19 protein-coding genes, 2 tRNA genes and 3 rRNA genes are annotated in these 21,664 nt (G+C 52.4%); 15 read left to right on the top strand and 9 right to left on the bottom strand.

All coding sequences use genetic code 11. The features are described 5' to 3' along the window. The first annotated feature begins 2 nt into the window (after nt 1-2). From accA to GN242_RS17025, 5 genes are all read left to right on the top strand, one after another. A complete protein-coding gene (gene accA / locus GN242_RS17045; RefSeq protein ID WP_154752582.1) occupies nt 3-962 on the top strand; it encodes an acetyl-CoA carboxylase carboxyl transferase subunit alpha in 960 nt (319 codons plus the stop codon). 101 nt (nt 963-1,063) lie between these two features. Beyond that, nucleotides 1,064-3,214 (top strand): lysine decarboxylase LdcC, encoded by a 2,151-nt coding sequence (locus GN242_RS17040; RefSeq protein ID WP_156287889.1) that lies wholly within the window; start codon nt 1,064-1,066, stop codon nt 3,212-3,214. Between the two features lie 81 nt (nt 3,215-3,295). After that, nucleotides 3,296-3,691, top strand: a complete 396-nt coding sequence (locus tag GN242_RS17035; protein ID WP_156287888.1) for a VOC family protein — start codon at nt 3,296-3,298, stop codon at nt 3,689-3,691. 53 nt (nt 3,692-3,744) lie between these two features. Further along, nucleotides 3,745-5,109 (top strand): tRNA lysidine(34) synthetase TilS, encoded by a 1,365-nt coding sequence (tilS, locus tag GN242_RS17030; protein WP_156287887.1) that lies wholly within the window; start codon nt 3,745-3,747, stop codon nt 5,107-5,109. Further along, a complete protein-coding gene (locus tag GN242_RS17025) occupies nt 5,066-5,380 on the top strand; it encodes a c-type cytochrome (RefSeq protein WP_197094742.1) in 315 nt (104 codons plus the stop codon). Before tilS ends, GN242_RS17025 begins: the two co-directional genes overlap by 44 nt. A gap of 41 nt (nt 5,381-5,421) precedes the next feature. On the opposite strand, the gene rof is transcribed toward GN242_RS17025, so the two are convergent. Further along, nucleotides 5,422-5,688, bottom strand: a complete 267-nt coding sequence (gene rof / locus GN242_RS17020; protein ID WP_154752577.1) for a Rho-binding antiterminator — start codon at nt 5,686-5,688, stop codon at nt 5,422-5,424. Continuing rightward, on the bottom strand, nt 5,672-5,875 hold the full coding sequence (locus GN242_RS17015; RefSeq protein ID WP_156287886.1) for a YaeP family protein: 204 nt from the start codon (nt 5,873-5,875) through the stop codon (nt 5,672-5,674). The genes rof and GN242_RS17015 overlap by 17 nt, the downstream gene beginning before the upstream one ends. 132 nt (nt 5,876-6,007) lie before the next feature. Between GN242_RS17015 and GN242_RS17010 the strand changes: the two genes are divergently transcribed. Together GN242_RS17010 and arfB are read left to right on the top strand one after the other, a co-directional pair. Beyond that, the gene (locus GN242_RS17010) at nt 6,008-6,562 is read left to right on the top strand and encodes a YaeQ family protein (RefSeq protein ID WP_156287885.1); all 555 of its coding nucleotides are present in this window, start codon (nt 6,008-6,010) and stop codon (nt 6,560-6,562) included. Beyond that, nucleotides 6,559-6,975, top strand: a complete 417-nt coding sequence (arfB, locus tag GN242_RS17005; RefSeq protein WP_154752575.1) for an alternative ribosome rescue aminoacyl-tRNA hydrolase ArfB — start codon at nt 6,559-6,561, stop codon at nt 6,973-6,975. Before GN242_RS17010 ends, arfB begins: the two co-directional genes overlap by 4 nt. 197 nt (nt 6,976-7,172) lie before the next feature. On the opposite strand, the gene proS is transcribed toward arfB, so the two are convergent. The 7 genes from proS to metN form a co-directional block, all read right to left on the bottom strand. Beyond that, the gene (gene proS, locus GN242_RS17000) at nt 7,173-8,891 is read right to left on the bottom strand and encodes a proline--tRNA ligase (protein ID WP_156287884.1); all 1,719 of its coding nucleotides are present in this window, start codon (nt 8,889-8,891) and stop codon (nt 7,173-7,175) included. Nucleotides 8,892-8,985: 94 nt separating this feature from the next. After that, nucleotides 8,986-9,693: a tRNA (N6-threonylcarbamoyladenosine(37)-N6)-methyltransferase TrmO gene (gene tsaA / locus GN242_RS16995; protein WP_156287883.1), complete on the bottom strand. Its 708-nt coding sequence runs from the start codon at nt 9,691-9,693 to the stop codon at nt 8,986-8,988. Beyond that, a complete protein-coding gene (gene rcsF / locus GN242_RS16990) occupies nt 9,693-10,088 on the bottom strand; it encodes an Rcs stress response system protein RcsF (RefSeq protein ID WP_154752573.1) in 396 nt (131 codons plus the stop codon). Before rcsF (GN242_RS16990) ends, tsaA begins: the two co-directional genes overlap by 1 nt. Before the next feature lie 208 nt (nt 10,089-10,296). Next, the gene (gene rcsF / locus GN242_RS16985; protein ID WP_154752572.1) at nt 10,297-10,701 is read right to left on the bottom strand and encodes an envelope stress sensor lipoprotein RcsF; all 405 of its coding nucleotides are present in this window, start codon (nt 10,699-10,701) and stop codon (nt 10,297-10,299) included. A 140-nt stretch (nt 10,702-10,841) separates the two neighbouring features. Continuing rightward, nucleotides 10,842-11,657 carry a MetQ/NlpA family lipoprotein gene (locus GN242_RS16980; RefSeq protein ID WP_154752571.1) on the bottom strand — a complete coding sequence of 272 codons (816 nt, stop codon included), beginning with the start codon at nt 11,655-11,657 and terminating at the stop codon, nt 10,842-10,844. Between the two features lie 37 nt (nt 11,658-11,694). Further along, on the bottom strand, nt 11,695-12,348 hold the full coding sequence (locus GN242_RS16975) for a methionine ABC transporter permease MetI (RefSeq protein WP_154752570.1): 654 nt from the start codon (nt 12,346-12,348) through the stop codon (nt 11,695-11,697). After that, nucleotides 12,341-13,372, bottom strand: coding sequence for a methionine ABC transporter ATP-binding protein MetN (gene metN, locus GN242_RS16970; protein WP_154752569.1), 1,032 nt, complete (start codon nt 13,370-13,372; stop codon nt 12,341-12,343). The genes GN242_RS16975 and metN overlap by 8 nt, the downstream gene beginning before the upstream one ends. Before the next feature lie 188 nt (nt 13,373-13,560). Here metN and gmhB point away from each other — a divergent pair, with 188 nt between their 5' ends. The 8 genes from gmhB to GN242_RS16930 all read left to right on the top strand — a co-directional run bounded on the left by gmhB (nt 13,561) and on the right by GN242_RS16930 (nt 21,618). Further along, on the top strand, nt 13,561-14,121 hold the full coding sequence (gmhB, locus tag GN242_RS16965; RefSeq protein ID WP_156287882.1) for a D-glycero-beta-D-manno-heptose 1,7-bisphosphate 7-phosphatase: 561 nt from the start codon (nt 13,561-13,563) through the stop codon (nt 14,119-14,121). Between the two features lie 414 nt (nt 14,122-14,535). Continuing rightward, nucleotides 14,536-16,078, top strand: a 16S ribosomal RNA gene (locus tag GN242_RS16960). A gap of 72 nt (nt 16,079-16,150) precedes the next feature. Continuing rightward, a tRNA-Glu gene (locus GN242_RS16955) sits at nt 16,151-16,226 on the top strand. Nucleotides 16,227-16,446: 220 nt separating this feature from the next. Then, a 23S ribosomal RNA gene (locus GN242_RS16950) occupies nt 16,447-19,352 on the top strand. Nucleotides 19,353-19,560: 208 nt separating this feature from the next. Then, nucleotides 19,561-19,676 (top strand): 5S ribosomal RNA (rrf, locus tag GN242_RS16945). Together the 16S, 23S and 5S rRNA genes with 2 tRNA genes alongside form the textbook arrangement of a ribosomal RNA operon. A gap of 100 nt (nt 19,677-19,776) precedes the next feature. Continuing rightward, a tRNA-Asp gene (locus GN242_RS16940) sits at nt 19,777-19,853 on the top strand. Nucleotides 19,854-20,032: 179 nt separating this feature from the next. Then, nucleotides 20,033-20,836 carry an endonuclease/exonuclease/phosphatase family protein gene (locus tag GN242_RS16935; protein WP_156287881.1) on the top strand — a complete coding sequence of 268 codons (804 nt, stop codon included), beginning with the start codon at nt 20,033-20,035 and terminating at the stop codon, nt 20,834-20,836. A gap of 17 nt (nt 20,837-20,853) precedes the next feature. Then, a complete protein-coding gene (locus tag GN242_RS16930) occupies nt 20,854-21,618 on the top strand; it encodes a class I SAM-dependent methyltransferase (protein ID WP_156287880.1) in 765 nt (254 codons plus the stop codon). Nucleotides 21,619-21,664: the final 46 nt, after the last annotated feature.

Here is a 21,664-nt window from a genome sequence, read left to right as displayed (position 1 = left end):
TTATGAGTCTTAATTACCTGGATTTCGAACAGCCAATCGCTGAACTTGAAGCGAAAATTGATTCGCTCAAGTCGGTTGGCCGTCAGGATGAAAAACTGGATATTAATCTGGATGAAGAGATTCAGCGTCTGCGCGATAAAAGCGTTGAGCTGACCCGTAAAATCTTCTCAGATTTAGGTGCCTGGCAGATCGCGCAGCTTGCGCGTCATCCGCTGCGCCCGTATACGCTGGACTATGTTCGCAATGTATTTACTGACTTTGACGAGCTGGCGGGCGACCGTGCCTATGCCGATGATAAAGCTATCGTTGGTGGTATTGCACGTCTCGATGGCCGTCCGGTGATGATCATTGGTCATCAGAAAGGGCGTGAAACCAAAGAGAAAATTCGTCGTAACTTCGGTATGCCAGCCCCGGAAGGTTACCGTAAAGCGCTGCGCCTGATGGAGATGGCTGAACGTTTCAATATGCCGATCATCACCTTTATCGATACCCCGGGTGCTTACCCTGGCGTTGGTGCTGAAGAGCGTGGTCAGTCTGAAGCTATCGCGCGTAACCTGCGCGAAATGTCAGGCCTTACGGTGCCGGTTATCTGCACTGTTATTGGTGAAGGCGGTTCTGGTGGCGCACTGGCTATTGGCGTCGGCGACAAAGTTAACATGTTGCAGTACAGCACCTATTCGGTGATTTCGCCGGAAGGCTGTGCCTCGATTCTGTGGAAAAGCGCCGATAAAGCGCCTCTGGCCGCAGAAGCAATGGGTATTATTGCACCGCGTCTGAAAGAACTTAAGCTGATCGATACCGTGATCCCGGAACCTCTGGGCGGCGCGCATCGCAATCCGCTGGCGATCGGTGAATCATTGAAAGCCCAGCTGCTGGCCGATCTGGCCGATCTGGATACTTTCTCTAAAGAAGAGCTGTTGGATCGCCGCTATCAGCGTCTGATGAGCTACGGCTACGCCTGATTGCTCACCTTTCGTTACCCAAAGGGTCAGACACTGTCTGGCCCTTTTTGTTTTGCGTCCACTATGCTTACGCACTGGAGCAAACAGACCAGGAGGCCACATTGAATATTATCGCGATCATGGGACCGCATAACGCATTCTACAAAGATGAACCCATCCGTGAGCTGGATATCACTTTAAAAAGCCAGGGCTTTCAGACGATCTACCCGCACGACGCCAGTGACCTGCTGAAGCTGATTGAACATAATCCACGTATCTGTGGTGTCGTGTTTGACTGGGATGAGTACAGCCTCGATCTATGCAGTGAAATCAATCTGCTCAACGAATATCTGCCGCTGTATGCCTTTATCAACACGCACTCAACGATGGATGTCAGCATTAATGAAATGCGCATGACCATCTGGTTCTTTGAATATGCCCTGAACGCCGCCGATGAGATCGCCCAGCGCATACGTCAGTACACCGATGAATATATTGATACCATTACGCCCCCCCTGACGAAGGCGCTGTTCACCTATGTGAAAGAGGGCAAATACACCTTCTGCACGCCTGGACATATGGCGGGAACCGCATTCCAGAAAAGCCCGGTCGGCAGTCTGTTTTATGATTTTTTCGGAGCCAATGCCCTGAAGGCGGATATCTCGATTTCCGTCACTGAACTGGGTTCGCTGCTTGATCACACCGGGCCACACCTGGAAGCCGAAGAGTATGTCGCGCGGACTTTCGGTGCCGAGCAGAGCTATATGGTCACCAATGGCACCTCGACCTCCAATAAAATTGTCGGCATGTACGCTGCCCCGGCGGGCAGTACGATGCTGGTAGATCGTAACTGCCATAAGTCGCTCACCCACCTGTTAATGATGAGCGATATTATTCCTATCTGGCTGAAGCCAACTCGTAATGCGCTGGGTATTCTTGGCGGCATCCCGAAACGTGAGTTCACCAAAGAGAGTATTGCGCTGAAAGTGGCGCAAACACCTCGCGCCAGCTGGCCGGTGCATGCGGTGATCACCAACTCTACCTACGACGGGCTGCTGTACAATACGCAGTACATTAAAGAGACGCTGGATGTGCCATCAATTCACTTTGATTCTGCCTGGGTACCCTATACCAACTTCCATCCAATTTATCAGGGGCTGAGTGGCATGAGCGGGGAGCGCACGCCGGGTAAGGTGATTTACGAAACCCAGTCGACGCATAAACTGCTGGCTGCATTCTCGCAGGCCTCGCTGATCCACATTAAAGGCGACTACGACGAACAGACCTTTAATGAAGCCTACATGATGCACACCACCACCTCACCTAACTATGCGATTGTTGCTTCTATCGAAACGGCGGCGGCTATGCTGCGCGGTAACCCGGGTAAGCGTTTAATCAACCGTTCGGTAGAGCGGGCGCTGCATTTTCGTCGTGAAGTTCAGCGCCTGCGTGAAGAGTCTGAAGGCTGGTTCTTTGATATCTGGCAGCCGGAAGGCGTGGATGAGCCGGAGTGCTGGCCGATCCAGCCCGGTGAGGAAGAGTGGCACGGTTTCCGTGATGCCGATGCGGATCATATGTACCTCGATCCGATCAAAGTCACCATCCTTACACCCGGGATGAGCGAGCTGGGCGAGATGGCAGAAGAGGGGATCCCGGCGGCGCTGGTGGCGAAATTCCTCGACGAGCGCGGCGTAGTGGTGGAAAAAACCGGGCCGTACAACCTGCTGTTCCTGTTCAGCATCGGTATTGATAAAACCAAAGCGATGAGCGTGCTGCGCGGTCTGACCGAGTTTAAACGCTCCTATGACCTCAATCTTCGCGTGAAAAACATGTTGCCGGATCTCTATGCAGAAGATCCTGATTTCTACCGGAATATGCGTATTCAGGATCTGGCCCGGGGGATCCACACGCTGATCCGCCAACACGATTTACCGCGCCTGATGTTACAGGCCTTTGCCACACTGCCAGAGATGAAGCTGACGCCGCATCATATGTTCCAGCAGCAGGTAAAAGGCAATATCGAAACGGTGGATATCAGTGAACTGGTGGGGCGCGTCTCGGCCAATATGATCCTGCCTTATCCGCCAGGCGTACCGGTGGTGATGCCCGGTGAGATGATCACTGAACAGAGCCGTGCCGTGCTCGACTTTTTGCTGATGCTGTGTGCCATAGGTAAACACTATCCGGGCTTTGAAACAGATATTCATGGCGCGAAGCTTACCGATGAAGGGCAGTATCTGGTACGCGTGTTGAAAAATGACGTAGAGATTTAATCAAAGTTCCAGAATTGTGCCATTGCCGCTACTTATGCCTGGCGGTTAAGGTCGTCAGGTATGCATTAATCAGGAGCAACAATGTCAGGTCTACAGTTAAAAAAAGTCCATCATGTGGCGATTATCGCCCGTGACTATGCGCTGAGTAAGGCGTTTTACTGCGACATTCTGGGTTTCGGCCTGATGGGCGAGGTCTACCGTAAGGAGCGCGATTCGTGGAAAGGCGACCTGACCCTTAACGGTGAGTATATTATTGAGCTGTTCTCTTTTCCGCAGCCTCCTGTGCGTCCGACCCAACCTGAAGCCTGCGGTCTGCGTCATCTCGCCTTCAGCGTAGAGGATGTTGATGCAGCGAAGCAGCATCTCGAAAGCCATGGCGTAAGCTGTGAAACAGTTCGCATCGATCCCGTGACCGGTAAACGCTTTACTTTCTTCAACGATCCCGACGGATTGCCCCTTGAGCTATACCAGGTTTAGAATAGCCCTCTGCTAAACCCGGTTTTGTGCCGGGTTCTTCTTTCAGGAACGCCATGTCTTCTATTGCGCCTCTTCAGGCCCAGCTTGCGAGTGAGCACCGCGTGTTGCTGGCCTACAGCGGTGGGCTGGACTCCAGCGTGCTGCTGCATCAGCTGGTGCTGCTCAGAAGCCAGCGCCCGGGGTTACAGCTGCGGGCGGTGCATATCCATCATGGTTTAAGCCCACTGGCGGACAGCTGGGTAGCACACTGTCGGCAGCAGTGTGTGCAGTGGCAGGTTCCGCTGGAAGTGGTCTGTGTCGATGTCGATGCGCGCCAGGGTGGCATTGAAGCCGCCGCGCGTACTGCGCGTTATCACGCCTTCAGTGAACTGCTGCTGGAGGATGAAACGCTGTTAACGGCGCAACACCTGGACGATCAGAGCGAAACGCTGCTGCTGGCACTGAAACGCGGTAGCGGCCCGGCTGGACTGGCAGCCATGCCGCAACAGCACTGGCTGGGCGCGCACCGGCATCTGCGACCCTTGCTTGAGCAAAGCCGCCAGCAGCTGGAAGCCTGGGCACATCAGCACCATCTGACGTGGATCGAGGATGACAGCAACAGTGACGCACGTTATGACCGTAATTTCCTGCGTCTTGATGTGTTGCCAGTGCTGAATGCACGCTGGCCCAATTTCTCGCGAGCGGTGGCCCGTAGTGCAGCGCTCTGTGGTGAGCAGGAGCAACTATTAGATGAGCTGCTGTCGGAGTCTCTGGCCTTGCTGGTGGATGCCTGCGGTACGCTGGCGATTGCACCGATGCTGGAGATGAGCGATGCCCGGCGTTATGCATTACTTCGCCGCTGGATTGCCGGGCAGAAGGGCAGCATGCCCTCGCGGGATGCGCTGCGGCGTCTTTGGCAGGAAGTGGCCTGTAGCCGAGAGGATGCAGAGCCACGGCTGCGGCTGGGGCACTATGAGGTACGTCGCTTCCGTGACCGCCTCTACTGGCTGCCACTGATGCAGTCACTCGCAGGATACCAGCTGGAGTGGACGGACACCGCACAGCCGTTAATGCTACCGGATGGGCTTGGACTGTTGCGGCTAAATAACCGTGGAGTGGCGCTGCGTCGCCCGGGGCCTGAAGAGCCGCTCATTGTGCGCTTTCAGGCACAGGGATCGTTTTATATTGTCGGGCGCGCAGGGCGGCGCCCGCTAAAAAAATTGTGGCAGGAGCTGGCGATCCCACCGTGGCAGCGCGAACGGACGCCGCTTATTTTTTATGGCGATCGTTTGATTGCCGCAGCAGGCGTCTTCGTCACCCGTGACGGTGCCCCCGATAGCCCGGAAACGACCTGGAATATTGACTGGTGTCGGGAAAATAACAAGATGGAGATCGGTGATGAAGGTCAGACTGATAGCGGCGCTGCTGCTAAGTTGTAGTATGCCCGCGCTGGCAGCAGGTAACAGCAGTGCAGGGCAGGAGAAGTCAGTACGCTGCCTTGCCTGTCACGGGGCTGATGGGAAAGCGGCTGCGCCAATCTATCCTAATCTTGCCGGGCAGCATGAGGCATACCTGGTTCTGGCTTTGCAGGCTTACAAAAGCGGAGCGCGTAGCGGCGGGCAGGCTGAGGTGATGAAAGCATTTGTTGCCGGGCTGAGTGACGATGATATTGACGATTTAGCAGCGTATTACGCGGGCTTGAAACCCTGAGAGAAGAGGCGGATCAACGACGATCCGCCTGAAAGAAGTGTCTAATCAGACTCGCTTACTACCACGGTGCCGAGATCCGGGTGGCTGAAGCTGGCAATATGATCAAGACGTAAATCGCGGTTTTCCCCGGCCACTTCAATGCTCAGGTATTCCACATTTTTACGCGACACCATATCTTTGGCCTTCGCCTTAAGCTGCTCACCGTCTTTTAACGCCAGTGTCAGCATCCAGCTGTTCTGGCAGGCGAGCTCCAGATTGTCATAGTCATCGCAGTTTATCGGTTTGTAGGCTTCATCTTTCGTCAACATAGTCGCTCACCAATAAGTTGGCGGCAGCATAGGCTGCCTTGTCCCTGATGGAAGACGGTAGCTCAGAATTGCCCGCTACTTCATCAAGCGCTTTCAACACGCACGTAAGTGCGTCAGGCACGTATCCCAGATCGCCACTGCCGATTTCAGCATATTTCTGGCGAACTAATTCGCAATACTTTTGCACATGCACCCCCTTCAGAGTTTTCTCTGGCGATTAACCGACTATAGCACAGGCATTTACGGGAAATCAGCCTGTGAGCGAGTGATTTACGACGTCATCAGGTTACAATGGCGGGTAATTGAGATAAGGATCCCTATGGCACTTAAAGCAACGATTTATAAAGCCACGGTCAATGTCGCAGACATGGATCGCAATGTATTTATTGATAATACCTTGACGCTGGCCCGACACCCTTCTGAAACTGAAGAGCGCCTGATGCTGCGTCTGCTGGCCTGGCTGGTTCATGCTAATGAGCGCCTGACCTTTACCCGAGGGTTAAGCGCCGAAGATGAGCCTGAAGTGTGGCAGTTGAACGACCATGGCGGCATTGATGTATGGATTGACCTCGGCCTGCCGGATGAGCGCAGAATCAAAAAAGCCTGTAGCCGTTCTCAGCATGTCTGGCTTTACACCTATAACTGGCGCGCCGCACAGCCCTGGTGGCAGCAGCATCAAAACAAGCTTGCCCAGCATGACAACCTGACGATACGTTATCTGAATGATGAACAGCTCAGTGCCCTGACCCGGCTTGCCTCGCGTTCAATGACGTTGCAGGCGACTATCCAGGACGGCACAATCTGGCTTTCAGATGATAATAATCATCTGGAAATTCAATTTGAGCAGTGGCTGGAGGCCGGAAAAAGGACATGATTGTATTATCACGTAGCGTCACTATTCCTGATGCAGAAATCGAAATCACCGCGATCAGAGCGCAGGGAAACGGTGGTCAGAACGTGAATAAAAGTTCGACGGCAATTCATTTACGTTTCGATATTCGCGCCTCCAGCCTGCCGCTGTTCTATCAGGAACGCATGATGGCCGTCAGCCACCATCTGATCACCCCTGAAGGCATTGTGATTATTAAAGCGCAGGAGTATCGCAGTCAGGAGATGAATCGTGAGGCTGCATTAAAGCGGCTGGAAAATTTAATTCTTGAACTGACTGTGGTGGAAAAAACCCGCCGGGCTACGCGTCCGACGATGGCCTCACGTAAACGCCGTCTGGAAGGTAAAGCGCGAAAAGCATCGACTAAATCATTGCGCGGTAAAGTTCGCGGTGATTGAATTGCACCAGGGATAATTCCGCAGAAATAACCGCACGCATTAAGCAGCGATAAGAATGGTTTTTCTCAGTTAAGTTATGCCTGTGTGTCTTCTGGCAGCAGCACTAAATAAAAAAGCCACCGCATCTATGTATATGCGGTGGCTTTTTTGTCTTATCGAAAAGAAGCCAGGTTTCTTGAGCATCTCCTCAGTTAGCGTCAGACCGCCAGTTCACTCACCAGGAAATCAACGATTTCATTGGTTTTGATCATACGTTTTTCACCGGCACGACGCGCTTTATATTCCACTTCTTCGCTATCGAGATTACGGTCGCCAATCACGATAGTATGCGGTACGCCAATCAGTTCCATATCAGCGAACATGACACCAGGGCGCTCTTTGCGATCGTCGAGGATAACGTCAATGCCTTTCGCACGCAGCGTGGCATACAGCTCTTCAGCCAGTTCTTTCACGCGGAATGACTTCTGCATATTCATTGGCAGAATCGCTACCTGGAAAGGTGCCAGCGCTGGAGACCAGATAATTCCGCGATCGTCGTGGTTCTGCTCAATGGCTGCCGCAACGATGCGCGTAATACCAATACCGTAGCATCCCATGGTCATCACCTGGTTGCGGCCATCTTCACCCTGTACCGATGCTTTCATCGCTTCAGAGTATTTGGTGCCGAGCTGGAAGATGTGTCCCACTTCAATACCGCGTTTGATCAGCAATGTGCCTTTACCATCCGGGCTGGCATCACCTTCAACCACATTACGGATATCGGCCACGCGTGGCAGCGGCAGATCGCGCTCCCAGTTAATGCCTTTCAAATGCTGGCCGTCAATATTGGCACCCGCGCTGAAGTCGCTCATTGCTGCCACGGTACGGTCAGCAATAATTGGCATATTCAGACCCACCGGGCCAAGGGAACCCGGGCCTGCGTTAACCAGCGTACGAATCTCTTCTTCGGTGGCGAAAGTCAGCGGTTCAGCAACAATATCAATATGCTCGGCTTTGATTTCGTTCAGTTCATGATCGCCGCGAACCAGCAGTGCGACCAGCGTGTGACCGCTCTCTTTAGTTGCGTGAACCATCAGTGTTTTAACGGTTTTTTCGATCGGTATTGCAAACTGTTCCACCAGTTCAGCGATAGTTTTCGCATCTGGCGTATCGAACTGCATCATTGGTTGCGTAGCAGTCGCACGGCCACCGGCTGGAGCAATAGCTTCTGCTTTTTCCATATTTGCAGCGTAGTCAGATTCGGTAGAGAAGACCACATCATCTTCACCGCTCTGAGCCAGCACCTGGAACTCATGGGATGCGCTGCCACCGATGGAGCCTGTATCTGCATCCACGGCGCGGAAATTCAGGCCCATACGGCTGAAGATCTGGCTGTAGGCGCGATACATTGCATCATAGGTTTCTTGCAGGGATTCCTGCGACGTATGGAACGAGTAGGCATCTTTCATGATGAACTCACGTGAGCGCATCACGCCGAAACGCGGGCGTACTTCATCACGGAATTTAGTTTGGATCTGGAACAAGTTCAGCGGCAGCTGCTTATATGAGCTGAGTTCATTACGGATCAGATCGGTAATGACTTCTTCATGCGTTGGGCCAAGAACGAACGGGCGCTCGCCACGGTCAACAAAGCGCAGCAGCTCCGGGCCGTACTGCTCCCAGCGCCCACTCTCCTGCCACAGATCCGCAGGCTGAACTACCGGCATAGAAATCTCAATCGCACCGGCGTTGTTCATCTCTTCACGCACGATGTTTTCAACTTTTTTCAGCACGCGTAAACCGGTCGGCAACCAGGTATACAGACCGGATGCCAGTTTACGGATCATCCCGGCGCGCAGCATCAGCTGGTGGCTGATCACTTCAGCGTCGGCAGGTGTCTCCTTAAGAGTGGAGAGCAGGTATTGAGTAGTACGCATGAGTTACGATTCCATATGAACGGAAAGAGAGCCAAAAAAAACATGGACGCTAGTGTACCAGCGCGACAGGAGAGTCAAAAGATGCCGGGAGAAATTAACGCGGGTCGATGGCGATAACTTCGGTACCTGAGTGCATTACGCGCCAGCGAACGTTGAATTCCAGCAGCCAGGCGGCATATTCGCGGTCGGGTTCCTCCCCTTTACGATATGCAGGCCGCGGATCCTGAGCCAGAACCTGGCGGATAAAACGCTCAAGGTGAGGATAGTGCTGCTGATGCTGCGCCAATTGCTGCTGTGCATTTGTACTAAAACTCACCGGCATATCGGCAATCGGGGCCTGCTGGGCGAACCCGGCACGAGCATCTGGCAGCGCTTCGGCAAAAGGAAGGTAGGGTTTGATATCGACGATAGGTGTTCCGTCTACCAGGTCGAGGCTGCCTAGCTCAAGGATCACCTGCTGCCGCTCATAGCGAATACCTTTTAGTTCAACCAGAGACATGCCGACAGGATTAGGACGGAAGGTGGAACGCGTGGCGAAAACACCCATACGTGCATTGCCGCCTAAACGTGGAGGACGTACCGTGGGGCGCCAGCCACCTTCCATTGTTTGATGGAAAATAAAGAGCAGCCACAGATGGCTGAACTCTTCAAGCCCACGTACGGCGTCAGGATGATTATACGGGGCCTGAAAATGGAGCTCTCCGCCGCCATCCTGAATTAAACCAGGCTGGCGGGGAACAGCGAATTTTTCCTTCCATGGGGAATGGATGGTGCCAATTTTTTGGAAGGAAAATGTCGTCACTATTGGGCAACTCTCAGTGCTGAACCTTTACACAGAGTCTGACGATAGCAGCTCTGGGTATTAGTAATGATTTCACAATTATTCAGCAATACAGCATCGGCATTCAGAGGCATTGCGTTAGCCTGCATCTGGCGACGCACGACATTCATATCGGTTGGGAAATCTGTGGCCTTTGCCTGACAGGCGGAACCACTAACCACACCTAAAGCCAGGAAAGATTTGCCACCGAGTTCATCTGTATTACTCAGCAGCTGAACGCTCGATGGGGATTTCACAACTAACGCGGAGTTTGGAGCCTCTTTTTTCGCTGGTGCTGCTTTCTGAACACTTTTATCAGCTGTATTTGCACAGCCGGTAAGTGCTAATGATACCAAAATAAAAACTAACTTACGCATTATACAATCCCTTTGTATATAGACATTTGAAGTTACAAGTCTACCAGTATGATTTTTTATTTCAAATAACTAGTTGAAAAATATGATAAATCTAAGGTTTATCTTATAAGGTAAGTGGGAATGAGTAGGGGGGAAGTATTTCTGAGACTGTAAGGATATTCAGAACCAGGGGTTATCACTGCCCCCGGTACAGAACAAGCATGGTCTTTTACTGGCTGGAAACTTTCAACGCTGATCCCTGGCATACTGCCTGACGCAGGCAGCCCTGAGCGCCGCTCACAATTTCACATTTATGCACCAGCACGGCGTTTGCTTTCATACCGGATGCCCGGATCTGCATACGTTTACGTGCGGTTGCCAGGTTCGGTGGGGAATCTTGTGCGTTACTCTGGCAATCATCGCCATAAACCTCACCCAGATCCCGGAATGGTTTGCTGACCAGATCGCTGGCATCAGTGTAGAGTTTTACCGGGGCAGGGCGTGCTGCTGGTTTCGACTTCGATGAGTCAGTTTGTGTTGACTGCGGAAATGGCTTCACTGGCTCATACGGCCGTGGCAGCAACGAACACCCTGTCAGCGACAGCGCTAACAAACAGAGCGGTAAAACACGCATGGGAACATCCTCATGTTCGGTAAAAGTGGCGTTATTGAAACAAGCTGGAGCAGAAATAACAAGCGGAGAGAGTGTAGTCGGGCACGTATGGGCGAAGAGCCGATTATTGCGGGTGACAGGGAGCCACCCGCAGCGGGTAATTACCAGCCTTTCACTGCGCCGCCGTTGAACACTTTGTTCGCCGCGTCGTTAACTTCATCTGACTGATAAGCCTGGACGAATTTTTTCACGTTTTCCGCGTCTTTATTATCTTCACGGGCAACGATCAGGTTTACGTATGGTGAGTCTTTATCTTCAACGAAGATTCCATCTTTTGCTGGCGTCAGGTTGATCTGGCTGGCGTAAGTGGTGTTGATCACTGCCAGAGCGATCTGCTGATCGTCCAGAGAACGTGGCAGCTGTGGCGCTTCAAGCTCTACCAGCTTCAGGTTTTTCGGGTTCTCAACCACATCCAGTGAGGTTGGCAGCAGACCAACGCCATCTTTTAGTTTGATCAGACCAACTTTCTGCAACAGCAGCAGGGAGCGACCAAGGTTGGTTGGATCGTTAGGGATCGCCACTTGTGCACCGTTCTGCAACTCGTCCAGAGATTTAATCTTTTTGGAGTAACCGGCAATTGGGTAAACAAAAGTACTGCCTACAGAAACCAGTTTGTAGCCGCGGTCTTTGATCTGCTGATCCAGATAAGGTTTGTGCTGGAAGGCATTCACGTCGATATCGCCTTTGCTTAACGCTTCGTTAGGCAGAACGTAATCGTTGAAAGTTACCAGTTCTACATCCAGGCCGTACTTATCTTTCGCCACTTTAGCTGCTACTTCGGCTACCTGCTGTTCGCTACCGACAATCACACCCACTTTGATGTGGTTTGGATCTTTCTCTTTCTGATCGCAGCCAGCCAGTGCAAGTGTACCGATAAGCGCGCCGACAGCGGCAAGCGTTTTAATATTAAAAGACATATCCCTTCCTTAATATAGAGAGAAACTACTGTTGTGTTTACTTGTGGGTAACCGCACGAACAATGCGATCGCCACAGAACTGAATCAAATACACCAAAACAACCAGCAGAACTAATACCGTGTTCATCACCGTCGCGTTGTAACCGATATAGCCATACTGATAGCCAATCTGACCCAGACCGCCTGCGCCGACGGCACCACCCATCGCTGAGTAGCCGACCAGGGTAATCAGTGTAATAGTAGCGGCATTTACCAGGCCTGGCAGTGCTTCCGGCAGCAGAACCTTGCGGATAATCTGCAACGGCGTAGCACCCATGGCACGGGAAGCCTCGATCAGGCCAGTTGGCAGTTCGAGCAGGGCATTCTCAACCATACGCGCAATAAAGGGTGCTGCGCCAACGGTCAGAGGAACAATCGCCGCCTGTAGGCCAATCGAGGTACCTACGATAATCCGGGTGAAGGGGATCATCCAGACCAGTAAGATAATGAAAGGAATCGAGCGGAAGATATTCACCGCTGCCGACAGCACACGATAAAGTTTCGCGTTCGCGACTATCTGTCCGGGACGGGTAACATAGAGAAGAACGCCGACCGGCAGGCCAAGTACAAAACCGAAAAAGCCGGAGACAAAGGTCATCATCAGGGTTTCCCAGATGCCGCGGCCCATTAACCACATCATCGCCTCAGACATAACCTAATACCTCTATCTTTACATGTTGCTCTTGCAGGAAAGCAATGGCTGCCTGAGTGTCGGCAACTTCACCGTGGATCTCAGTCAGCATGATGCCGAACTTAACGCCACCGGCGTAATCCATCTGCGCACTGATAATATTGTTGTTCACATTAAAACGACGTGCTGCTTCGGAGAGCAGCGGTGCATCCACCGACTGACCGGTGAACTCCAGGCGTAATAAAGGAACGGTTGTGGCGCTGGGCTGCGGTGACAGGCGTTTCAGGTAGTCTTCCGGGATATCCAGATGCAGCGTTGATTGAATAAACTGCTGCGCCAGTGGAGTTTTCGGATGAGAGAAGACTTCGCTAACGGTGTCCTGCTCAATCAGCTGGCCATTACTGATAACTGCCACACAGTCACAGATACGTTTCACCACGTCCATTTCATGAGTAATCAATAGAATGGTGATGCCCAGGCGGCGGTTGATGTCTTTCAGTAGCTCGAGGATAGAACGGGTGGTTGCCGGATCCAGTGCGCTGGTAGCTTCATCGCAAAGCAGGACTTTTGGGTTACTGGCAAGCGCACGGGCAATTGCCACACGCTGCTTCTGTCCACCGGAAAGATTAGCGGGCCAGGAGTCATGCTTGTCGGCAAGACCAACCAGATCCAATAGTTCACTGACGCGGGTTTTAATCTCAGCTTTTGACAGGTTACCCAGCTCAAGCGGTAGCGCAACATTACCGGCGACGGTGCGTGAATTCAGCAGATTGAAGTGCTGGAAGATCATACCTATCTGGCGGCGTGCCAGCGTTAACTGCCCTTCAGACAGCGTAGTAAGATCCTGGTTATCAACCAGAACGCTACCGGAAGTCGGACGCTCCAGTAAATTGACGCAGCGGATTAAGGTGCTTTTACCTGCACCGGAAGCGCCGATTACGCCATAAATCTGTCCGGCGGGCACATGCAGACTGACATCAGACAGCGCAGTAATTGTGCGTGAACCCTGTTGGAACACTTTGGTGATATTGGAAAGTTTAATCATTGATTTATTTATTATCGTGATGGGAGTTATCCGTGGCGTAAATTATAACTGCATCCCGCATTGAAGGGACTGAATGGATGGTAGGGCATCCAGACGTCTAAATCAATCGAAGTCATTCAATCTGCCATTCTCTCTTTTATGGTAATGATGCGATACACTACGGCAAATTTTTTAGCAGGAGTTACTACGTGGCTGAGAAAGTCCCCGCAATTTTCCTCGACCGGGATGGCACTATCAATGTCGATCACGGTTATGTCTTTGAAAGCGACAACTTTGAGTTTATCGATGGTGTAATAGATGCCATGCGTGAACTGAAGGAGATGGGCTTCGCGCTGGTACTGGTGACGAACCAGTCTGGAATTGCGCGCGGTATGTTTACTGAGGCTCAGTTTATGCACCTGACTGAGTGGATGGACTGGTCGCTGGCAGATCGTGATGTGGATTTGGATGGTATCTATTTCTGTCCGCATCATCCGGAAGCAATAGTAGAAGAGTTACGTCAGGCATGTGACTGCCGTAAGCCGCAGCCGGGAATGTTGCTTACTGCGCAGAAGGATCTCAACATCGATATGGCCGCTTCCTATATGGTTGGCGATAAGATAGAAGACATGCAGGCGGCTTTAGCTGCCGGAGTAGGTAAAAAGGTGCTGGTTCGTAGCGGGAAGCCTGTCACTGCTGAAGGCGAGAGTGCAGCGGATTGGGTGCTTAATAGCCTGAAAGAGCTACCTGCACGTATTAAACAGGGCTAAAAAACAGCGCTTCGCACGAATTTCAAGCAAGCAGTGAGAAAGTTGATATTACTGCTTGCGTTCCTGCGGCACCTGTCTATAATGCGCAACTACTGAGACGGCACAACGGCTTACAGGCCAGCGGCTCAGGAGGTTCAGGAAGTATCTGAACCGCCGGAAAAAACTTCTCAAAAAGAAGTTGACTCCGAAGGAGGAAAGCGTAATATACGCCACCTCGCAACTGATGCTTCAGGCACTGATTGCACCGCTCTTTAACAATTTATCAGACAATCTGTGTGGGCACTCGCAGGATTGATATCAAGACACCTTCGGGTGTCGAAAAAATATCAAGTCTTAAGAGTGAACACATAATGAAATTCATTATGACGTTTTACACTTGAGCATCGCTGCACTTGTTGCAGCAAATCGAACTTTTAATTGAAGAGTTTGATCATGGCTCAGATTGAACGCTGGCGGCAGGCCTAACACATGCAAGTCGGACGGTAGCACAGAGGAGCTTGCTCCTTGGGTGACGAGTGGCGGACGGGTGAGTAATGCCTGGGAAACTGCCCGATGGAGGGGGATAACCACTGGAAACGGTGGCTAATACCGCATAACGTCTTCGGACCAAAGTGGGGGACCTTCGGGCCTCACACCATCGGATGTGCCCAGGTGGGATTAGCTAGTAGGTGAGGTAACGGCTCACCTAGGCGACGATCCCTAGCTGGTCTGAGAGGATGACCAGCCACACTGGGACTGAGACACGGCCCAGACTCCTACGGGAGGCAGCAGTGGGGAATATTGCACAATGGGCGCAAGCCTGATGCAGCCATGCCGCGTGTATGAAGAAGGCCTTCGGGTTGTAAAGTACTTTCAGTGGGGAGGAAGGCAGAGAAGTTAATAGCTTCGCTGATTGACGTTACCCGCAGAAGAAGCACCGGCTAACTCCGTGCCAGCAGCCGCGGTAATACGGAGGGTGCAAGCGTTAATCGGAATTACTGGGCGTAAAGCGCACGCAGGCGGTCTGTCAAGTCGGATGTGAAATCCCCGGGCTCAACCTGGGAACTGCATCCGAAACTGGCAGGCTAGAGTCTTGTAGAGGGGGGTAGAATTCCAGGTGTAGCGGTGAAATGCGTAGAGATCTGGAGGAATACCGGTGGCGAAGGCGGCCCCCTGGACAAAGACTGACGCTCAGGTGCGAAAGCGTGGGGAGCAAACAGGATTAGATACCCTGGTAGTCCACGCCGTAAACGATGTCGACTTGGAGGTTGTGCCCTTGAGGCGTGGCTTCCGGAGCTAACGCGTTAAGTCGACCGCCTGGGGAGTACGGCCGCAAGGTTAAAACTCAAATGAATTGACGGGGGCCCGCACAAGCGGTGGAGCATGTGGTTTAATTCGATGCAACGCGAAGAACCTTACCTGGCCTTGACATCCACGGAATTTTGCAGAGATGCGAAAGTGCCTTCGGGAACCGTGAGACAGGTGCTGCATGGCTGTCGTCAGCTCGTGTTGTGAAATGTTGGGTTAAGTCCCGCAACGAGCGCAACCCTTATCCTTTGTTGCCAGCGGGTAATGCCGGGAACTCAAAGGAGACTGCCGGTGATAAACCGGAGGAAGGTGGGGATGACGTCAAGTCATCATGGCCCTTACGGCCAGGGCTACACACGTGCTACAATGGCGCATACAAAGAGAAGCGACCTCGCGAGAGCAAGCGGACCTCATAAAGTGCGTCGTAGTCCGGATCGGAGTCTGCAACTCGACTCCGTGAAGTCGGAATCGCTAGTAATCGTAGATCAGAATGCTACGGTGAATACGTTCCCGGGCCTTGTACACACCGCCCGTCACACCATGGGAGTGGGTTGCAAAAGAAGTAGGTAGCTTAACCTTCGGGAGGGCGCTTACCACTTTGTGATTCATGACTGGGGTGAAGTCGTAACAAGGTAACCGTAGGGGAACCTGCGGTTGGATCACCTCCTTACCTGAAGATACCTTCCCGCGCAGTGTCCACACAGATTGTCTGATAGAAGTAACGAGCAAAAGTAGTACCCGAGTCCCCATCGTCTAGAGGCCCAGGACACTGCCCTTTCACGGCTGTAACAGGGGTTCGAATCCCCTTGGGGACGCCATACCGGTAACGACGTGAAAGACGTTGCCACCCAGTATCTCAAAGCTGACTTTAACGAGTCATGTTTGAGATATTTGCTCTTTAACAATCCGGAACAAGCTGAAAATTGAAACGACATGTCGTTTTCATTCTCCGTAAATAAGAATGAAATCAACGATATGTTCGAGTCTCTCAAATGCTCGCAACAGCAATGTGTCCTCCGGGACGCTTGTGGGTTGTGAGGTTAAGCGACTAAGCGTACACGGTGGATGCCTAGGCAGTCAGAGGCGATGAAGGGCGTGCTAATCTGCGATAAGCGTCGGTAAGGTGATATGAACCGCAACAGCCGACGATACCCGAATGGGGAAACCCAGTGTGCTCCGGCACACTATCATGTCATGAATACATAGTGGCATGAGGCGAACCGGGGGAACTGAAACATCTAAGTACCCCGAGGAAAAGAAATCAACCGAGATTCCCCCAGTAGCGGCGAGCGAACGGGGAACAGCCCAGAACCTGAATCAGTTTGTGCATTAGTGGAAGCGTCTGGAAAGTCGCAGGGTACAGGGTGATACTCCCGTACACAAAAATGCACTTGCTGTGAGTTCGATGAGTAGGGCGGGACACGTGACATCCTGTCTGAATATGGGGGGACCATCCTCCAAGGCTAAATACTCCTGACTGACCGATAGTGAACCAGTACCGTGAGGGAAAGGCGAAAAGAACCCCGGCGAGGGGAGTGAAAAAGAACCTGAAACCGTGTACGTACAAGCAGTGGGAGCACCTTCGTGGTGTGACTGCGTACCTTTTGTATAATGGGTCAGCGACTTATATTCTGTAGCAAGGTTAACCGTATAGGGGAGCCGCAGGGAAACCGAGTCTTAACTGGGCGTTAAGTTGCAGGGTATAGACCCGAAACCCGGTGATCTAGCCATGGGCAGGTTGAAGGTTGGGTAACACTAACTGGAGGACCGAACCGACTAATGTTGAAAAATTAGCGGATGACTTGTGGCTGGGGGTGAAAGGCCAATCAAACCGGGAGATAGCTGGTTCTCCCCGAAAGCTATTTAGGTAGCGCCTCGTGAACTCATCTCCGGGGGTAGAGCACTGTTTCGGCTAGGGGGCCATCCCGGCTTACCAACCCGATGCAAACTGCGAATACCGGAGAATGTTATCACGGGAGACACACGGCGGGTGCTAACGTCCGTCGTGAAGAGGGAAACAACCCAGACCGCCAGCTAAGGTCCCAAAGTCATGGTTAAGTGGGAAACGATGTGGGAAGGCACAGACAGCCAGGATGTTGGCTTAGAAGCAGCCATCATTTAAAGAAAGCGTAATAGCTCACTGGTCGAGTCGGCCTGCGCGGAAGATGTAACGGGGCTAAACCATGCACCGAAGCTGCGGCAGCGATACGCAAGTATTGTTGGGTAGGGGAGCGTTCTGTAAGCCGTCGAAGGTGGCCTGTGAGGGCTGCTGGAGGTATCAGAAGTGCGAATGCTGACATAAGTAACGATAAAGCGGGTGAAAAGCCCGCTCGCCGGAAGACCAAGGGTTCCTGTCCAACGTTAATCGGGGCAGGGTGAGTCGACCCCTAAGGCGAGGCCGAAAGGCGTAGTCGATGGGAAACGGGTTAATATTCCCGTACTGGGTGTTACTGCGAAGGGGGGACGGAGAAGGCTATGTTAGCCGGGCGACGGTTGTCCCGGTTTAAGCATGTAGGCTTGAGTTCCAGGCAAATCCGGAACTCTTTAAGGCTGAGGTGTGATGACGAGGCACTACGGTGCTGAAGTAACAAATGCCCTGCTTCCAGGAAAAGCCTCTAAGCATCAGGTAACATCAATCGTACCCCAAACCGACACAGGTGGTCAGGTAGAGAATACCAAGGCGCTTGAGAGAACTCGGGTGAAGGAACTAGGCAAAATGGTGCCGTAACTTCGGGAGAAGGCACGCTGGCGCGTAGGTGAAGGGACTTGCTCCCGGAGCTGAAGCCAGTCGAAGATACCAGCTGGCTGCAACTGTTTATTAAAAACACAGCACTGTGCAAACACGAAAGTGGACGTATACGGTGTGACGCCTGCCCGGTGCCGGAAGGTTAATTGATGGGGTTATCCGCAAGGAGAAGCTCTTGATCGAAGCCCCGGTAAACGGCGGCCGTAACTATAACGGTCCTAAGGTAGCGAAATTCCTTGTCGGGTAAGTTCCGACCTGCACGAATGGCGTAATGATGGCCAGGCTGTCTCCACCCGAGACTCAGTGAAATTGAACTCGCTGTGAAGATGCAGTGTACCCGCGGCAAGACGGAAAGACCCCGTGAACCTTTACTACAGCTTGACACTGAACATTGAGCCTTGATGTGTAGGATAGGTGGGAGGCTTTGAAGCGTGGACGCCAGTCTGCGTGGAGCCAACCTTGAAATACCACCCTTTAACGTTTGATGTTCTAACCTGGCGCCGTGATCCGGCGTGGGGACAGTGTCTGGTGGGTAGTTTGACTGGGGCGGTCTCCTCCTAAAGAGTAACGGAGGAGCACGAAGGTCAGCTAATCACGGTCGGACATCGTGAGGTTAGTGCAATGGCATAAGCTGGCTTGACTGCGAGAGTGACGGCTCGAGCAGGTGCGAAAGCAGGTCATAGTGATCCGGTGGTTCTGAATGGAAGGGCCATCGCTCAACGGATAAAAGGTACTCCGGGGATAACAGGCTGATACCGCCCAAGAGTTCATATCGACGGCGGTGTTTGGCACCTCGATGTCGGCTCATCACATCCTGGGGCTGAAGTAGGTCCCAAGGGTACGGCTGTTCGCCGTTTAAAGTGGTACGCGAGCTGGGTTTAGAACGTCGTGAGACAGTTCGGTCCCTATCTGCCGTGGGCGCTGGAGAATTGAGAGGGGTTGCTCCTAGTACGAGAGGACCGGAGTGAACGCACCACTGGTGTTCGGGTTGTCATGCCAATGGCATTGCCCGGTAGCTAAGTGCGGAAAAGATAAGCGCTGAAAGCATCTAAGCGCGAAACTTGCCTCGAGATGAATTCTCCCTGACTCCTTGAGAGTCCTGAAGGGACGTTGAAGACTACGACGTTGATAGGCCGGGTGTGTAAGCGCAGCGATGCGTTGAGCTAACCGGTACTAATGACCCGTGAGGCTTAACCTTACAACGCCAGAAGCGTTCTGGTGAGCGTTATGAGAGACGCGAAAGACGATTTTCAGCCTGTACCGGAATTAAGTCCGAAGTATTTTGCGCTGTGACAAGGCGGCCAGTGAAGTGAGGGAAGGAGCATACATGAGTATGTGACTGAGCTTACGAGCGCAGGCAACGCAGTCAGAGCACAAAAGACACAGGACAGAGCACAAAGAATTTGCCTGGCGGCTTTAGCGCGGTGGTCCCACCTGACCCCATGCCGAACTCAGAAGTGAAACGCCGTAGCGCCGATGGTAGTGTGGGGTCTCCCCATGCGAGAGTAGGGAACTGCCAGGCATCAAATTAAGACCCGTAAGCGGGTCGTGACCTTACCCCTGACAAGGTAAGGGCGAAACACCTGAAGTCAGACGCAGTCTGAAGTCAGTACAGAATCGGTGGAGCGGTAGTTCAGTTGGTTAGAATACCTGCCTGTCACGCAGGGGGTCGCGGGTTCGAGCCCCGTCCGTTCCGCCACTTAAACAGGAAGCCCTGACTCATAAGAGTCAGGGCTTTTTTGTATTCAGTTTTTCTATTTTCATTTCCTTACGTACAATCCTGCGCGAATTGGCGCTCTCCGATTGAAAGTAAGCGGCAAAGTCCCTATAACTGGTAGATGGTAAATCCATTCAGTTGTAAAAAGTGCAGGCGGTAACGTGCAGAAAAAGACTTATGCCATGAGATACGTAGCAGGTCAGCCAGCGGAGCGTATTTTCCCTCCCGTGGCGATGCTGCATGTCGGACAGGCATTGCCGCCAGGCGCGCCACTCACCCCTGAAGCTCGTATCAAAGTACTGGTATGGAATATTTTCAAGCAACAGCGTGCTGACTGGCTTTCGGTTTTGCAAACCTTTGGTAAGGATGCTCATCTGGTATTGCTCCAGGAGGCACAAACCACACCCGAGCTGGTGCGTTTCGCTACCACTAATTATCTTGCAGCCGATCAGGTTCCCGCTTTCATGCTACCCCAGCACCCTTCGGGTGTGATGACACTCGCCTCAGCTCATCCAGTCTATTGTTGTCCATTGCGTGAGCGTGAGCCGCTTCTCAGGTTGGCTAAATCAGCGCTGGTCACCGCGTACCCTTTACCGGGTAATCAGATGCTGATGGTTGTGAATATTCACGCGGTTAATTTCAGCCTGGGTATTGATGTCTACAGTAAGCAACTGGGGCCTATCGGCGAACAAATTATTCATCATCAGGGGCCAGTTATTATGGCCGGTGACTTCAATGCCTGGAGCCGGCAGCGAATCAATGCGCTATATCGTTTTTCCCGGGAAATGGGTTTGCGCGAGGTGCGTTTCACCGATGACCATCGGCGCAAAGCCTTTGGCCGCCCGTTGGATTTTGTTTTCTATCGTGGATTAAACGTTGCGGAAGCCTCTGTGCTGGTGACCAGCGCATCCGATCATAACCCGCTGCTGGTAGAATTTGAGGCACATCCATCGGATTCTGTTTAACAAGGATATTGCTACCAATGGCGTCAAAGCACCATGATAACGTAGATAAACAGTTTGGCGAGCAAGCCGGGGCCTATCTGAACAGTACTGTTCATGCCAGCGGTCGTGACCTCGTTCGACTGGCAGAGCGCCTGTTTGGTGGATCAGATGCGACGGTTCTCGATCTGGGATGCGGGGCAGGACATGCGAGTTTTATTGCTGCACAGCACGTAAAAAAAGTCGTGGCATACGATTTGTCAGAAAAGATGTTGGAGGTTGTGCGGTCAACGGCATTAGAGCGGGGCTATCACCACCTTACTACTCAGCAGGGATATGTGGAGAGCCTGCCCTTTGCCGAAAGCGAGTTTGATATCGTTATCAGTCGCTATTCAGCGCATCACTGGCACGATGTTGGCAGTGCACTGCGAGAAGTCCGTCGCGTTTTAAAACCAGGTGGAAAAGCGATATTTATGGATGTGAGTGCACCTGGTCACCCGGTGCTGGATATCTGGTTACAGACGGTGGAAGCTCTGCGTGATACTTCCCACGTGCAGGACTACGCTCCTGGCGAGTGGCTGACATTAATGACAGAGAGCGGGCTGGTGATCCAGTCTGTGTCACAAGATCGTCTTGATCTTGAATTTAGCAGTTGGGTAAAGCGGATGCGCACTCCCGATGTATTGGTGAAGGCGATACGCGCTTATCAGCGTTCAGCCCCTGACGAAGTGCAGCGTTACTATGCGCTACAGCCAGACGGCAGTTTCAGCACAGATATCATTTTTATCGAGGCCATCCGGCCATAAAAAAAGCCCGTCAATGACGGGCTTTTTTGTCTGGATTTTTCATCCG

Origin of the sequence: Erwinia sorbitola (genome assembly GCF_009738185.1) — a bacterium.
In the GTDB taxonomy this organism is placed as follows: Bacteria; Pseudomonadota; Gammaproteobacteria; order Enterobacterales; family Enterobacteriaceae; genus Erwinia; species Erwinia sorbitola.
This window is presented reverse-complemented; position numbering and strand designations above follow the sequence as displayed.

Excerpts from the sequence above, each read along its gene's own strand:
- GN242_RS17010 (WP_156287885.1), top strand. The coding sequence starts at position 6,008 with ATGGCACTTAAAGCAACGATTTATAAAGCCACGGTCAATGTCGCAGAC.
- arfB (WP_154752575.1), top strand. The coding sequence starts at position 6,559 with ATGATTGTATTATCACGTAGCGTCACTATTCCTGATGCAGAAATCGAA.
- accA (WP_154752582.1), top strand. The coding sequence starts at position 3 with ATGAGTCTTAATTACCTGGATTTCGAACAGCCAATCGCTGAACTTGAA.
- GN242_RS16975 (WP_154752570.1), bottom strand. The coding sequence starts at position 12,348 with ATGTCTGAGGCGATGATGTGGTTAATGGGCCGCGGCATCTGGGAAACC.
- GN242_RS17035 (WP_156287888.1), top strand. The coding sequence starts at position 3,296 with ATGTCAGGTCTACAGTTAAAAAAAGTCCATCATGTGGCGATTATCGCC.
- proS (WP_156287884.1), bottom strand. The coding sequence starts at position 8,891 with ATGCGTACTACTCAATACCTGCTCTCCACTCTTAAGGAGACACCTGCC.
- metN (WP_154752569.1), bottom strand. The coding sequence starts at position 13,372 with ATGATTAAACTTTCCAATATCACCAAAGTGTTCCAACAGGGTTCACGC.
- tilS (WP_156287887.1), top strand. The coding sequence starts at position 3,745 with ATGTCTTCTATTGCGCCTCTTCAGGCCCAGCTTGCGAGTGAGCACCGC.
- rcsF (WP_154752572.1), bottom strand. The coding sequence starts at position 10,701 with ATGCGTGTTTTACCGCTCTGTTTGTTAGCGCTGTCGCTGACAGGGTGT.
- rcsF (WP_154752573.1), bottom strand. The coding sequence starts at position 10,088 with ATGCGTAAGTTAGTTTTTATTTTGGTATCATTAGCACTTACCGGCTGT.
- GN242_RS16980 (WP_154752571.1), bottom strand. The coding sequence starts at position 11,657 with ATGTCTTTTAATATTAAAACGCTTGCCGCTGTCGGCGCGCTTATCGGT.
- rof (WP_154752577.1), bottom strand. The coding sequence starts at position 5,688 with ATGTTGACGAAAGATGAAGCCTACAAACCGATAAACTGCGATGACTAT.
- GN242_RS16930 (WP_156287880.1), top strand. The coding sequence starts at position 20,854 with ATGGCGTCAAAGCACCATGATAACGTAGATAAACAGTTTGGCGAGCAA.